At 44.5% G+C, this 15,355-nt stretch carries 14 protein-coding genes; 4 read left to right on the top strand and 10 right to left on the bottom strand.

The window, feature by feature from the left end; translation table 11 throughout:
• The first annotated feature begins 54 nt into the window (after positions 1 to 54).
• From I8J31_RS08375 to I8J31_RS08365, 3 genes are all read left to right on the top strand, one after another.
• A complete protein-coding gene (locus I8J31_RS08375) occupies positions 55 to 1,434 on the top strand; it encodes a PepSY-associated TM helix domain-containing protein (protein WP_199467832.1) in 1,380 nt (459 codons plus the stop codon).
• Between the two features lie 131 nt (positions 1,435 to 1,565).
• Positions 1,566 to 2,507: a class I SAM-dependent methyltransferase gene (locus I8J31_RS08370; protein ID WP_199467831.1), complete on the top strand. Its 942-nt coding sequence runs from the start codon at positions 1,566 to 1,568 to the stop codon at positions 2,505 to 2,507.
• 19 nt (positions 2,508 to 2,526) lie between these two features.
• Positions 2,527 to 2,697 carry a hypothetical protein gene (locus I8J31_RS08365; RefSeq protein ID WP_199467830.1) on the top strand — a complete coding sequence of 57 codons (171 nt, stop codon included), beginning with the start codon at positions 2,527 to 2,529 and terminating at the stop codon, positions 2,695 to 2,697.
• A 65-nt stretch (positions 2,698 to 2,762) separates the two neighbouring features.
• Here the strand turns inward: I8J31_RS08365 and I8J31_RS08360 are convergent, their stop codons facing one another.
• Positions 2,763 to 3,668, bottom strand: coding sequence for a DMT family transporter (locus tag I8J31_RS08360; protein WP_233402663.1), 906 nt, complete (start codon positions 3,666 to 3,668; stop codon positions 2,763 to 2,765).
• Positions 3,669 to 3,820: 152 nt separating this feature from the next.
• Positions 3,821 to 4,489 (bottom strand): class I SAM-dependent methyltransferase, encoded by a 669-nt coding sequence (locus I8J31_RS08355; protein ID WP_199467829.1) that lies wholly within the window; start codon positions 4,487 to 4,489, stop codon positions 3,821 to 3,823.
• A 583-nt stretch (positions 4,490 to 5,072) separates the two neighbouring features.
• On the opposite strand from I8J31_RS08355, the gene xylA reads away from it, so the two are divergent.
• A complete protein-coding gene (xylA, locus tag I8J31_RS08350; RefSeq protein WP_199467828.1) occupies positions 5,073 to 6,392 on the top strand; it encodes a xylose isomerase in 1,320 nt (439 codons plus the stop codon).
• A gap of 84 nt (positions 6,393 to 6,476) precedes the next feature.
• On the opposite strand, the gene I8J31_RS08345 is transcribed toward xylA, so the two are convergent.
• The 8 genes from I8J31_RS08345 to I8J31_RS08310 all read right to left on the bottom strand — a co-directional run bounded on the left by I8J31_RS08345 (position 6,477) and on the right by I8J31_RS08310 (position 15,195).
• Positions 6,477 to 7,670, bottom strand: coding sequence for a XylR family transcriptional regulator (locus I8J31_RS08345; protein ID WP_199467827.1), 1,194 nt, complete (start codon positions 7,668 to 7,670; stop codon positions 6,477 to 6,479).
• Between the two features lie 71 nt (positions 7,671 to 7,741).
• Positions 7,742 to 9,193: a xylulokinase gene (xylB, locus tag I8J31_RS08340; RefSeq protein WP_199467826.1), complete on the bottom strand. Its 1,452-nt coding sequence runs from the start codon at positions 9,191 to 9,193 to the stop codon at positions 7,742 to 7,744.
• Positions 9,194 to 9,231: 38 nt separating this feature from the next.
• Positions 9,232 to 10,362, bottom strand: coding sequence for a sugar ABC transporter permease (locus I8J31_RS08335; protein ID WP_199467825.1), 1,131 nt, complete (start codon positions 10,360 to 10,362; stop codon positions 9,232 to 9,234).
• Position 10,363: 1 nt separating this feature from the next.
• Positions 10,364 to 11,884, bottom strand: a complete 1,521-nt coding sequence (locus I8J31_RS08330) for a xylose ABC transporter ATP-binding protein (RefSeq protein WP_199467824.1) — start codon at positions 11,882 to 11,884, stop codon at positions 10,364 to 10,366.
• Positions 11,885 to 11,942: 58 nt separating this feature from the next.
• Entirely contained in the window at positions 11,943 to 12,941 is a 999-nt protein-coding gene (xylF, locus tag I8J31_RS08325) for a D-xylose ABC transporter substrate-binding protein (protein WP_199467823.1), read from the bottom strand.
• Positions 12,942 to 13,142: 201 nt separating this feature from the next.
• Entirely contained in the window at positions 13,143 to 13,637 is a 495-nt protein-coding gene (locus I8J31_RS08320; protein ID WP_199467822.1) for a DUF2165 family protein, read from the bottom strand.
• 148 nt (positions 13,638 to 13,785) lie between these two features.
• Entirely contained in the window at positions 13,786 to 14,619 is an 834-nt protein-coding gene (locus I8J31_RS08315; RefSeq protein ID WP_199467821.1) for an isocitrate lyase/PEP mutase family protein, read from the bottom strand.
• A gap of 36 nt (positions 14,620 to 14,655) precedes the next feature.
• Positions 14,656 to 15,195, bottom strand: coding sequence for a DUF924 family protein (locus I8J31_RS08310; protein WP_199467820.1), 540 nt, complete (start codon positions 15,193 to 15,195; stop codon positions 14,656 to 14,658).
• Positions 15,196 to 15,355 lie beyond the last annotated feature (160 nt).

Below are 15,355 nucleotides of genomic sequence, written 5' to 3'. Positions count from 1 at the left end.
TATGACTTTAGAAAAGTGGTGCTCGCTATTTTTCTAATATGAGAAATTATTTTTATGCTTACAAAATCAAATACTAAGACGACCGAGTCGTCATCGAATGCCATGCTGTTACTCATCACGCGACTGCATTTCTACATTGGCCTGTTTGTTGGCCCATTTATCTTTATTGCTGCGCTAACGGGAACACTTTATGTACTCTCCCCTCAGATCGAACAAGCCATCTATAAAGAAGCGCTAACAACACAGAGTGTTGGTGAGAATAAACCACTCGCTGAGCAAATAGCGGCAGCACGATCTCACCTAACCAGCGACCTTAAGCTCTTTGCCGTTCGACCTGCACCTAAGCAAGGGGATACCAGTCGCATTATGTTCCTAGATTCCAGCGCAGCACTGTCAGGCGCACGCGCTTTATTCATCGACCCCATCACCCTAGAGCTCAGGGGTAACCTCCCTGTCTATGGCACCAGTGGTGTCTTACCTCTTGGTATGACAATCGACTTTATTCACCGCCAATTACTGCTCGGGGAAGTTGGTCGCTACTACAGCGAGCTAGCGGCTTCTTGGTTATGGATTGCCGCTCTTGGTGGTTTGTTTCTGTGGTACAGGGGGGGTAAGAAAAACAAAGCGGAGTTTGCCGCTCGTACAGAACGATTACGCAAACGTCGTCGTCATTACCAACTGGGCCTCTGCATACTACTGGGTCTGGTATTCTTTTCCGCGACTGGACTCACATGGTCAAAATGGGCAGGCGGTAACATAGGGGCTCTACGCGCTAATATCGGCTGGGTAACGCCTTCCGTTTCTTTGGATCTATCAAAGACAACAGCAGTAACAACAACGGATGAGCATGCCGACCACAGGAATCATCAAACACCGAACCAACAAGCCAAAGCGACGACTATCACCAACTCAGATCTGCTCTTTGATGGCGTGTTAAAAGCCGCTCGTGATGCGGGTATTAATGCCAATAAGGTAGAAATCAAACCCTCTAAGGGGGAAGGCAAAGCTTGGTTTGTTCGTGAAATAGACCGTTCATGGCCAACCCAAGTAGACAGTGTCGCCGTCGACGCCAACACCATGACAGTGACCAGTCGTGCAGACTTCGCCACCTTCCCCATCATCGCCAAACTAATTCGCTGGGGAATTGATGCCCACATGGGGGTATTATTTGGTGTGATTAACCAAATCGTATTGGCTATATTTGGTATTTCTCTGTGCTTGATGATTGTTTGGGGGTATCGCATGTGGTGGTTACGTCGACCAGCGGCAGGTGCAACATCTAAACCCTTACTTCAAGCTTGGGGTAAACTGTCTTCAATGCAGAAAACCCTCACCCTACTCGTTGCTCTGATTACCGGATGGTGCTTACCAGTAATGGGCGCTAGTTTGTTAATCTTCCTATTAATTGATATATGGCGCTGGAAGCGTCAGTAAAAATACAATCACTTCGCGAGTCTAAGGATGGACTCGCTTCTCTCCCATCATTTGCATTGGCCTGATCGGCAACAATCAGTAGAATAGCCAATCTCCGCTGTTTAACCTCAACTATTATTCGTGAATTTTCTATGGATATATCCGCTCTACCTCTTCTTTCAGAAAAAATATTGCATTCCCTCGCCACACCACCAGAAGGTGTAAAGCGAATCTTCCATGGACGAGGAAAATGCTTCCCCGGGTTGGAACAGATCACTGTCGACTGGTTAGAAGGTCAAATTTTGGTCTCTATTTTCAAAGAAACCAGTGAAAACTTCTTAGATAAATTAAATAAAGAATTTACACAATGGACAAATCATCCCCATTGGAAAGGCTGCAATGCCACGTCATTACTGCTACAGCACAGGAATCGTGATAAAAGTCCAACGGAATGCATTTGGGGGGCTTATCAAGAGCAACAAGTTGTTAATGAGCAGGGACTGCTTTTCCAATTAGACCTAGGTAAAAATCAAAACTCTGGTCTTTTCCTCGATATGAGCAATGGCCGCCACTGGGTAAAAGACAATAGCCAAGGCAAACGTGTATTAAATTTATTTGCCTACACCTGCGGCTTTTCGGTTGCAGCCATCTCTGGGGGCGCAGATTTTGTGATGAATCTAGATATGGCAAAAGCGGTGTTAAACCGTGGCAGAGAAAACCACAGGCTCAATCAACATGACTTAAATAATGTGAAATTTTTCGCCCATGATATTTTTAAATCATGGGGCAAGATAAAAAAATACGGACAATACGATCTGATTATCATTGATCCACCCACTTTCCAGAAAGGCAGTTTTGCACTCAGCAAAGACTACCAAAGAATTTTACGACGCTTACCAGAGCTTCTTAGTGACAATGGCCAAGTACTCGCCTGCGTTAATGACCCAACATTGCCAGCCAAATTCTTGATTGACGGAATGCGCGAAGAAGCCCCAGAATTAGCCTTTCTATTGCGCTTAGATAACCCACCAGAATTTCAAGACATAGAGATCGAAAGCGGCCTCAAAGCCCTCGTTTTTCAAAAAAACTCTTAATCATCATAAGGAAACCACAATGTCTAAAACCACAGTGACATTTGAATACGAAAAAGAAACCAAAAATAGTGTGCGTTATCAGGAAAAACCAGAGGAAGGTAAAGCGCCTATTATGGGCACGCTTTATGTACAGAAATGGTATGCAGGCAGCTCTAAAACCTTAGAGATAACCATAGACAAAAAAGACTAAACAAATAAAAAGTACTAAGGCTTATCTACAGGACAGTGCGCCATTGTTGCTGCCCTGTAGCAGGATCACTTTTCCAATAAAGGCCGTTTAATCGGTAATACATTGCCCACTACCGTTCCAGCACAAATGCACACCAAAGCGATAACAAGCCCAGTTGTGACATGCTCACCAAATAAAGGAACAGCAAGCACACTGGCTAACAATGGAACTAACGCCATAAGCGCCCCCATTTTTGTAGCGCCTAAAATATGCACCGCTTTACCATAGCAAACAAACTGTACAGCAATCGCCATAACCGCCTGATAGAAAGCTTGTAATGCAATCATGCTATAAGGAACGCCCTGAAAGGCATGACCCAATTGAGTTAAATAATAAGGTGTAAAAATCAGCGTGGTTACCGTAATAACGCCCAATGTGGCATGCCATGGGGCAAACTTCCAACGCCTTAACAGCACAGTAAAGATCCCCCAAAATAAACACGCCACGACAAAGCTAATATCTCCCAGCCAATAAGACACACCTGACAGCAAAGTTTCTAGCAACAAAGCTAGAATGCCTAAACTACTTACTCCTATTCCTATCCAAGCAAATCGAGAGTGCCTTTCCCCTGCCATAAAATACGCCAATACAGCAATCATGATAGGCATCAAGCCGGGCAATAATAAGGCCGCATGGGTCGCAGGGGCCGATTGAAAGCCATTAAAAACAGACAAGGAGTAAGCCAAACCTCCGATAGCGCCAACGACCATCATGCGCCATTGAAAAATGGCTTTACGATGAAGCCAAATAAAGGGGAAGAACAAGATAAACGCCGTGCCGAATCGGACCATCATCATGTCAGGCAAAGATAAAGAGGCCAGTGCTCCTGCCCGCGATATTAAGATAAACCCCGTCCAAATAATGACCGCGGTTAAAGCAAAGGCATAACCCTTCATCACTAGCTTACTGTCGAACTGTGACTGATCTTCCATACTTCAGAGTTCTCGGCGTCCAAAAAAGGAAAGGTAGTATATCCATCATTGCCACTTGGCAATAGTTAAAACAGCACACTTTTACTTTTTCCAACCGGAAAGACATGTTTCTTTAATATGCCTAGTGACACAAAAAAATGCCTAAAAGCAACTCATGATTGTGCCTCAGTATTCCTTTGGTAAGTTAAAATCTGCCCTTTAAATGGGGCTGATAAATAGTGAGTGTTCTCAGGCTTAGACTGGGTGTGGGAGTACCCTAATGTCACCATTTTTTTGCTAAAAGGTGCATGGTGGCCTCGACCAGGGTCCACCAGCAACACCTTACAATTTTCAGCAGCATGCTTCTCAATAAAAGCCGATAGCAAATTCACATGAAAACGTTCATATAAAATATCGCTGCCGATAATACAATCAAATTTGCCCAACCCAGATGAATCATCCTCCCAATTCGTTCTCACAAAAGGAATAGGCTTATCACCATTGAGCTCAGTATTCTCTAGAAGAAAGCCTCCTGCCTCTGGATGGTAATCAGTGGCCGTAATATTGGCTAATCTATGGTTCAACACCAAGCTTGCTAAGCCAATACCACAACCTACTTCTAGGATTCTTAAGCCATCAATATTATGTTCAAACATATGATGGGCAAGCACTTCACCTGAAGGCCAAATGACACCAAATAAAGGCCAAACGGCAGATGAAATGCCCAAATTTAAAGCAACATCATCATCATCTGAAAATTCTTGTTTATCACGGAGAGTACGTACATGAATATCGGTCTTATCAAACTCCAAAGTCTGATAACGAACGCGAAAATGCGACATAGAAGCCCTAATTGTTGCTCTATATGGCGAAAGCCATTGAGCTGAAGGAACATCCTAATCTTATTTTGCATATATAACCAATCTGAGTGGCCTCTCTTCAATTTAGAAATGAGTGATTCCTTTACTTAATCCACAATAGGGCCATACTGATTTGGCATCGTATAAAACACCATACGCAGCCACACCCTTCGGTTAGCTTAAGCTGACCATAGGTCAATGATAACAAACGAATGGTAACTATCATGAGCAAGGGTCAAGACAATAAAAAAGATTCCAAGAAAAAGCCGCTACTAACTGCAAAAGAAAAGAAAGCGGCAAAAGTGGCTAAGAAAAACTCAACCAATGTATTAGGCAATTAAATTCAAAAGGCCATGACTTTACCGTGATGGCCTTTCATTACCTTTCAATCACTCCTATTTAAATCACTATTCTTTGAAATTTTTTCAAAATAAACTTCCCTTCCCTGAAAACCCTGCTTACTCAAAATAGATAAACGCCACAGAAAATTTCGTAATTGAAGCCCTTGTGTAAAAAGCCAATCATCCATAAGGAGATAAAAACAATAAATTATTAGGAGTTCCAAATGAGCGAGTGCTTCGAAAATGTCCCCTTTATAAAATACGAAGGGCCAGAATCAAACAATCCTTTTGCCTTCAAACATTATGATGCCGACAAGGTTTTAATGGGCAAAACCATGGCAGAACACCTAAGAATGGCGGCCTGTTATTGGCACAATTTCTGTTGGCACGGCAGCGATGTATTTGGGACTAATACCTTTGATCGCCCATGGAGCAAACCAGCATCAGAAATGACCGCAGCAAAAATGAAGGCCGATGCCGCCTTTGAGTTCTTTTCAAAACTGGGCATTTCCTACTACAGTTTTCACGACATAGATGTCAGCCCAGAAGGCAATTCCCTAAAAGAATACACCAACAACTTCGCAGAGATGGTCGATGTATTGCAAGCGAAGCAAGAAGAAACTGGCTTAAAGCTCCTATGGGGGACCGCAAACGTCTTTTCTCACCCAAGATTCATGTCTGGTGCGGCATCCAATCCCAACCCTGAGATATTCACTTACGCAGCGACTCAGGTATTTCACGCAATGAATGCCACTAAGGCATTAAAAGGCGAAAACTATGTGTTATGGGGCGGACGTGAAGGTTATGAAACCCTGCTCAACACCGACCTAAAACGCGAGCGCACCCAGCTCGGTCGCTTTATGCAAATGGTCGTTGAGCATAAACACAAAATTGGTTTCACAGGCGCCCTATTAATAGAGCCTAAGCCTGCCGAGCCAACCAAACATCAATACGACTATGATACGGCCACCGTCTATGGCTTTTTGAAAGAGTTTGGTCTAGAAAAAGAAATCAAGGTCAATATCGAAGCCAATCACGCCACCCTTGCTGGACATAGTTTTCACCATGAAATTGCCACCGCATGCTCACTTGGCATCCTTGGTTCAGTCGATGCTAACCAAGGGGATGCGCAGCTCGGCTGGGATACGGATCAATACCCAACCAGTGTAGAAGAATACACTCTAGTCACTTACGAAATTCTAAAGTCCGGCGGCTTCCAAAATGGCGGCTATATGTTTGATACCAAACTACGTCGCCAATCAACCGAACTTGACGACTTATTCCATGGCCATATTGGTGCCATGGACACACTTGCTTTGTCACTTGAAAAAGCCGTCAAAATGATTAAAGCGGACACCTTATCGACCTTTGTTGATCAGCGTTATGCTAAGTGGAACGATACACTCGGCAGTGATATCCTCAGTGGTAAATATTCACTGCAAGACCTCGCTAATTACGCCGTCAACAACAACCTAGACCCTAAGCCCGTCTCTGGTCGTCAGGAAATGCTAGAAAACATCGTCAATGGCTATATTTATCGCTAATGTGATGCTTAACGGCTATGCGACAAGCAGTAAAAAAGCGCCAATGGCGCTTTTTTATCATTGAACATAAGGATTTAAATAGTGTTAGTGCTCTCTGTCCTGCTCTTTTGTAAGACGAGACGATACTCTATATTCTCTCGGTGTCATGCCTAGATTCTTCCGTGTCACCGTATACATGTATTGCACAGAAGGATAACCGCAGGTTCGGGCAATTTCATCAAACGGCAAGTCAGTCGAGGTGATCAACTCACAGGCGCGATAAAACTTCGTCATATGCAACTGTTCATGCATGGAGCAACCAATTTCTTCAATAAAGCGGGTTTCCAAGTTAGTCCGAGAAATGCCCACATAATCCACCACTTGCGCTACCTTCACTCCCCGACAAGCATTGTGACGAATATAATGCATGGCTTGCATCACATAAGGATCATTTAAGGCTCGAAAATCCGAAGACTGGCGCGCTTCAATACCCACTGGATCCACCACCACTAGGGAATTTTCGGCAGCATATCCCAACAGGGCACGATGTAACATTTTAGCAGCCTCATAACCCATCTGTTTACAGCCCTGCTCCACCGACGACAAAGCCGTACGATTCAGATACCTTGCCATATTTTCATTATCGATACCGACAATTGCCACTTCTTCTGGCACCAAAATATTAAGGTGGTCACAAGCTTGTAGTAAGTGACGAGCACGGGAATCGGTCACCGCGATAATGCCAATCGGTTTAGGTAAATTAACCAGCCAGTCTTCTAAATCCTGCTGGGCGGTTTGCCAAAGTTCAGCCGAAGTACACAAACCTTGATTCACATGGGGCTCGTAGCCATCGGCACTGACTTGTTCAATAAAGGCATGCTCTCGCTCATTCGACCAGCGAGTGTAAGAACTACTTGGTACCCCATAAAAAGCAAACTGTGGTAAACCTTTACGCTTCAAGTGATTGTAAGCAAGCTTTACCAACGCGGCGTTATCCGTCGCCACATAAGGAAATCTAGGGTAATCATTTTTATGATGATAGGAGCCACCAATCGCCACCGTAGGAATAGTCGTGTCTTTAAGTAACGCTTCAACTTCAGGATTATCAAAATCGGCAATGATGCCGTCCCCTTGCCAGTTTTTTAGACCATCCAAACGACAGCGAAAATCATCCTCGAAATACACGTCCCAATCACACTGAGCCGCCTGTAAATACTCGCCAATCCCTTCTATTATCTGTCGGTCATAGACCTTATTGGCATTGAACACCAAATTCAGTCGATAGCGTTTTTCAAACATAGACCATCTCTTATTGTTGTTATTTTATAAAGTCTTCCCAAGCGCAATAATCAAGTCGTGTCACAGTCCCATTAAAGCAGCCCTTTTACCCCTTGATACAAGGACTGGTAGCGAGCCCGTTTCTCAGTATATTGCTCAGCGCCCTGGGGGCGCGGCTCATAACATTTTATTAATTTTGGCGTAAAACAAATATCAGCCATTGCCGCTCGACCATGAACCCCCATCGCCGCCAAACGCGCGGCTCCCAGAGAAGGTCCGATCTCACCTCCTTCTCGGTAATGCATCGGTACGGTAAATATATCCGCAAGCAGCTGCAACCAATAGCGGCTTTTTGCTCCACCACCAATCACATCGATACTATCACTAATCTCTTGCGCTGAACGCACCGCATCCAAACCATCTAGCAAAGCAAAGCTGACACCTTCCAACACGCCATTAATTAAATCCACAGGCGTGGTTTCATGGGTAAGCCCCCAAAAAACACCTTTCGCATTAGGGTCATTATGGGGGGTTCGTTCACCGCTTAAATAGGGCAAGAAGGTAACAGGGTTAAATGGCCCCTGATGATTTTCTACCGCTTGAAGTGCGACTGCCACACTATCAAATCGAGTCAGTCTAGCCACCCAATCCAAACAACTTGCCGCACTTAAAATCACCGACATGGTATGCCAAGTGTTTGGCACAGCATGACCAAAACTGTGTAACGCCGCAGCAGGATTCGCCGTAAAGCCATCACTCACAGCAAAAATCACCCCAGACGTTCCTAAAGACAACATGGTCTGACCTTCAGAAATCACCCCCATGCCAACAGCGCCAGCAGCATTATCGCCACCACCGGCCACGACAGGAACAACGGGCAAAGACCAACGCTTGGCCAATGATTTATCCAGTTCTCCTGTAATATCAGAGCCTTCAAATACCATCGGCATCTGCTCAAGATTAAGCCCAGTCGCAGCAAGCATGTGCTCGCTCCACTTGCGCTGTTCCATGTCTAACCAAAGCGTACCTGATGCGTCAGAGACATCCGTGGCAAACTCCCCCGTCATGCGCAAACGTAAATAGTCTTTCGGTAATAACACCTTCGCTATTTGACTATAAATCTCAGGCTCATGTTGTTTTACCCACAATAACTTAGGCGCGGTAAAGCCCGGCATCACCAAATTACCGGTAATCGCCTGTACTTCTGGACATTGCCTTTGCAAGTCTAGACATGCTTCGTGAGAACGCCCATCATTCCAAAGTATCGCAGGCCTTAGCGCTTTATTGTGTCTATCTAACAAGGTCGCACCATGCATTTGTCCTGATAAACCAATGGACTTAACCGCCTTTAAGTCAAACTCTTTCGACAAAGCTAACATGGCGCTGTCTGTCGCCTGCCACCAGGCTTCTGGATCTTGCTCAGACCACAAATTATGGGGGCGAGAAACACTTAATGGTGAAGAACTACTGGCCTTAACTTGGCCATCTTCTGTCATCAGAATGACTTTAACGCCCGATGTGCCGAGATCAATTCCTAAATACATAATGTTTGTCTCTTATTGATCACTATAAAACGTGCCGATTACTGAGCTTTCTTGGTTTTCACATCCAGCCAAACAGCCAATAATAAAATCGCCCCTTTAACAATCAACTGCCAAAAGGTCGGTACATCTAACATGCTCATGCCATTATCTAAGCTGGCCATAATAAGGGCGCCCATGATGGCGCCAAATACACTGCCTATACCGCCCGCCAAGCTGGTTCCACCAATCACACAGGCAGCAATGGCATCTAACTCAGCCATATTGCCCGCTGCTGGTGACCCAGCACCTAATCGAGCGGTAAGTATCAGAGCTGCGACAGCGACCATCATGCCATTCAAACCAAACACCAGCATTTTGGTACGTTCAACGTTCACGCCAGACATCCGAGTGGCTTCAATATTACCGCCAATCGCATACACTCGACGGCCAAAAGACGTACGCTTCGCCACATAAGTGGCAATTAATATCAAACCGCCCATCACTAAAATGGGAGTTGGAATGCCACGATAACTGTCCAAAATAAGCAGCATACCTAACAAAGCCAATACAGCAACAAGCGCTTTTGCATACTCAAATTTCGCGGTCTGGTTCACCACACCATGCTTATGTCTCGCTTGACGACGAGAATACACTCTTGCGACCAACCCCAGACACAAAAGCCCGACCGCACTTACCCCCCACCCCGAAGGGATATAACTTTGCCCTACCACAGCCAATGCGCTAGACGTAGGTGCAACGGTCACGCCGTCCGTCAAGCCAACTAGAATACCGCGAAACGCCAGCATTCCAGCCAAGGTAACAATGAAAGACGGCACTCGTTGATAGGCAACCCACCAGCCATTAAACAATCCCAGTATCAAGCCGGCCACCACAGTCACCAAAATCGTTAAACCAATAGGAAAGTGATACCAAACGTCTAAAATGGCTGCGATGCCTCCGAGCAAGCCCATCATAGAACCCACTGACAAATCTATTTCCGCACTAACAATAACAAACACCATACCAATGGCGAGCACGCCAACAATCGCGGTTTGACGTAATAGGTTGGAAATATTGCGCGGGGAAATAAACGCCCCTTCCGTGGCAATGGAGAAAAACACCACAATAAATAGCATAGCCGCAACCATCGCCAGCAATTGCAACTGACTCGTTTTTATTCTTTTAAACATTCTATGCACCCTCTTTGATAGCGCAGTTCATGATGATTTCTTGTGTCAAACCCCGATAACCGAAATCGCCTTTTAATTTGCCTTCGTGCATGACCAAAACACGGTCGCTGATGCCAATCACTTCCGGCAACTCAGAGGACACCATGATGATGGATACCCCTTCTTTCACTAAGGCAAACATCAGCTTATAAATTTCATATTTCGCACCCACATCAATACCTCGGGTGGGTTCATCTAGAATCAGAATTTTGGGATGGGTTAACAGACACTTAGCAATGATGGCTTTTTGTTGATTACCACCACTGAGGTTTTTAATCGCCAAATCCGCGGACGCCGTTTTCACTTTTAAACGAGCAATATAATCATCAATATCTTGGGATTCTTTGTCTTCGTCGATAGCGCCAAACAAAGCTTTATAATTATCTAACACAGAAAGGGTAATATTTCGCCCTACCGACATAATGGGAACAATACCGTGGCGTTTTCTATCTTCTGGCACCATGGCAATACCGGCTTGCAGAGCAGTACGCTGGGAACGAATGGCTTTCTCTTTACCTTCCAGCTCAATATTGACGCTGTATTGGCCGTCATAACAGCCGTACAAACATTGCATCAACTCAGTTCGGCCTGAACCAATCAAGCCTGCAATGCCAAGAATTTCACCTTGATGCAGTTTAAAACTCACATCATCCACCTGTGGACGCGAAGCCCCAGCTTGCATCGCCGTGGCGTGACTCACTCGAAGAATTACCTCACCTATATCATGGACTTCACGGGGGAATAACTCATCTAGTTGACGTCCCACCATCATGCCAATGATGTCATTTTGCGTTAGATCGGCGGCGGCTTTCGTGGCGATATGCTCGCCATCACGGATCACCGCGACCCAATCAGACAAAGACAGCACTTCGTCTAATTTATGGGATATGTAAATACAGGCGATGCCTTGGGCTTTTAGCTCGCTCACAATATTCAATAGAATTTCAATTTCGGTACTGGTCAGAGATGACGTTGGCTCATCCAGAATAAGCAACTTAACGTTTTTATTCAGCGCCTTGGCGATTTCTACTAGCTGTTGCTGACCCACGCCCAAGTCACGCACCAGAGTATCGGGTAATACATCCAACTTAACCCGAGCTAATAACTCACTGGTGCGACGATACATGGCTTCGTCATCCAACCGAGCGAATGACCCTAGCTCATTCCCCAGAAAGATATTTTCCAATACTGACAACTCTTTCACCAACGCCAATTCTTGGTGAATAATAACAATGCCCAGCACTTCTGTATCGCGAATGCTGGAAGCCTTTACTTGGCTGCCTTCAAAGAAGATTTCACCCTCGTAGGAAGCAAACGGCCAAACACCACTCAGCACCTTCATCAGGGTCGATTTGCCTGAACCATTTTCACCACAAACCGACAGTACTTCGCCCTTTTCCAACTGAATACTGACACCATTCAAAGCGCGAACGCCGGAAAAGCTTTTCACAATCCCACGCATATCTAATAGGGGTTGCTTCATATTTACACCTCTATGAACAACAAATGGCACCCTGTTGAGTGCCATTCATAGGAATAAACTAAGGATTGTAAACAGAGTTACGAGAGTGGTAGCCGTCAGCAATGACCGTTGAGTCTAGATTGCTTTTATTGACAGAGATAGGCGTAAGCAGAATAGCATCAACGCCTTTTTTGCCGTTGTTAACAAAACCGTCAGCTTTAATTTTTTCACCACGGGCCAGCTTAACCGCCATTTCAGCACTGGCTTTCGCCAACTTAGAAATAGGTTTATAAACCGTCATGGTTTGAGTACCCGCCACAATACGACGCATTGCGGCTAAATCGGCATCCTGACCAGAGATAACCACCTTACCACTCAGGCCTTGAGCAGCCAGCGCTTGCACTGCTCCACCAGCAGTCGAGTCATTCGACGCAACGACCGCATCAATCTTGTTAGCATTCGCTGTTAAGCCGTTTTCCATAATGTTCAAAGCCGATTCAGCAGACCAACCTATCGCCCATTGGTCGCCAACAATGTTAATTTTCTTCGCATCAATCGCAGGCTGAAGCACATTCATTTGACCTTCACGGAACATCTTTGCGTTATTATCGGTAGGTGAACCGCCAATCAAAAAGTAGTTACCTGTTGGCTTACGTTGTATCAAGGCTTGCGCTTGCATTTCGCCCACACGGATATTGTCGAAAGACACATACAAGTCGATATCTGCAAACTTAATTAAACGGTCATAGGCCAATACTTTAATGCCTTCTGACTTAGCTTCTGCCAATACATTACTCAGCACTTCGCCATTTTCGGGCACGATAACCAGCACATCAACACCACGGGAAATCATATTTTCTATTTGGGAAATTTGCGCATTCGCATCGCCATTAGCGGACTGGGTATACACCTTTGCGCCCATCGATTCCGCTGCAGCAGTAAATAAGTCACGGTCTTTCTGCCAACGCTCTAAACGTAAATCAGACATCAGCAGGCCTATCTTCTCACCGGCAGCCATCACAGGTATAGACGCCGCCATACAAGCGGCAATCAAACTCATAGAAAGGATCTTTTTCATCTTCTTCATTCCTTTTATTTTTATTAAGTGAAGGATCTCCAAGATGGAGTAAGAAGAATGTAAATCTATGCTATAGGGAAGGGGTATTATCTTTTTTTGTTTCTGTTTAGCGTTTTTACAAAAATACCTCAGGGGTTACCTTAGTAGGAGTGTGATAACAACGTCTACTTTTTAGAAAAGCAGACGTTTAAGCCCATCAATTTAAGATTCTTGTTCTGTCTGATTAATAAACATCAGTACCAAGAATAGCACCACAACAAAGCGAAAAGCGGAAGCCTGTCCATTCCAAATTTGGGATTGCCACATTAAAAACCATTCCGCCCCAATCGTCATAAAACCAGTAAACCAAAGTAAAACGCCAAGTGTTAATCCTAGATTCGCCAGTGTTTTAGCCGTATTAAACGCTTTGCTATCAGCCCTTCTTTTTCGCCACATATTCCAGGCGCCTAACGCACACAAAACACCGACCAATACTTCACTTAAAATAATGAGCCAATAAAAGGCATGATGTAAAAATGAACCATGTATGGCCCGATACTTCAGTTGGTTACCTTCAAAAGTCGTATCCATGGTCAGTACATGCTCAACAAAAGCATAATTGGAACCGTAATCCACGACATTGTTAAAAGCGACTAAAGCCGCAAATAGCGCAACACAGGCAACCAAAACAATTTTTATCATCCTTAAATGACTCATTAATTTCTCTCCTTTTTATGATAGTAATTTCTTACAGAGTATCTTCCATTACTCGATCATTTTAAGTTGTCACAGCTGTTGTAAGCAATGAATATACAAGACTAATTGTCGTAGGTATTTTGGTGTTATTGGTTTACTGACCCATTCTTTAACAATCACTATTATTTTGAAAAAGTCGGCAGAGCTCATCATCCACAATTTGTTGGTTCGCATAGCTGAATGTGCCTTTTTCTAGCATCTCTTTTGCAGCGCTACGAACCAGTCCAAATGTGGCTCTAGCCAAGGAACCACCAATACTAATGCGTGCGACGCCAGCGTCCTTAAGCTCTGCCAAGGAAATGTTCGCGCCAGATAGCCCCATCACTACGCTGATCGGGCCTTTTACTTCCTTGACTAATTCTCTAATCATCTCAATGCTACTAATTCCGGGGGCAAAGAGGCAGTCGGCCCCCGCATCTCGATATCGATTGAGTCGATTAACCGCCTCATCGAAAGGGTTATCGTGTCCGGTAAGAAAACATTCCGCTCTAGCGGTAAGAGTAAATGGATATTCAAGGTTTGCTACCGCAGCTTTCGCAGAGCGGATACGCTGTTCAGCGACATCAACAGGATAAAGCGAGCTATTTTTATTTTCAGAGTGGTCTTCTATACTTGCGCCCACTACACCTGTTTCGGCGATTCTTTTCATATTGTTAAATACAGACTCAGCCGAATCACCATAACCATTTTCAGCGTCCATACTGACAGGGACTTTCACTGCTTGTACAATTCGACAAGTTTCTAACAAGGCTTCATCAAAGGACAGTGCACCCTCATAATCAGGCAATGCATGACTATAGGCAATACCTGCACTGGTGGTGCCAATAGCATCAAAGCCAGCCTCTGCCAACATGACAGCACTGCCTGCATTCCAAGCGTTCGCCATAATGAATGTATCCCCAGATAAATGGAGGTTTTGAAATTCAATCGCTTTTTTGTACATTAGTCCTCCTCAAATCAACACTATATTAAGAAACGATTAAAAGCCCGAATTTGGATGCTTTAAAAACTCCATTTCTTCATCAGTAGAAGCTCTCTCTAAAATCAAATTTCGATGGGGGTATCGGCCAAATTGAGCAATGATGTCTCTGTGTTTGATTTCAAAATCTAACGTGGCTTGAACACCATTATCTTTAAACAGAACTACGGCAACATCATGGATCTTCAAAGATTCGCTATGCATAAACGGCATATAAAGGAAGCTTCGCTCTGTTTCATTTAGCTCATGATGCTTACCAAGCGAAATGGCTTCTTGCGATAAGGCGAGCGCCAATGGATCCGATGCAAATGCTTTTGGGGTATCTCTGAATATATTTCGCGAAAGCTGATCTAATACGATGATCTCAGCCAAGCGCCCTTGCGCAGACGCTCTCCATTCAAATAACTCACACCGATTAGCTTGCTCATGCAAGGCTAAAAACCTATCTTCAATCAGACGATCAAAGTTAGCGTCTTTCACCCACCAATTAGATGGCTCGATTTCGTTAAACCAAAAAGATAAAACATCATCGTAGTTCATAGAGTTTCCTTAAATAGGACTAACATTAGGCACGAGTTTTATACAATGCCGCTCCAAAAGGTGTCGTCAAGCGCAGGAGATTTCCCACTCGACACATCATAGCCCAGCCTTCAATAGCGATTCAATCTGGGTAAGAAACTGAATTTGCTATTAGGGAAGA

This window comes from Marinomonas transparens, from assembly GCF_016463975.1.
Lineage (GTDB): Bacteria > Pseudomonadota > Gammaproteobacteria > Pseudomonadales > Marinomonadaceae > Marinomonas > Marinomonas transparens.
This window is presented reverse-complemented; position numbering and strand designations above follow the sequence as displayed.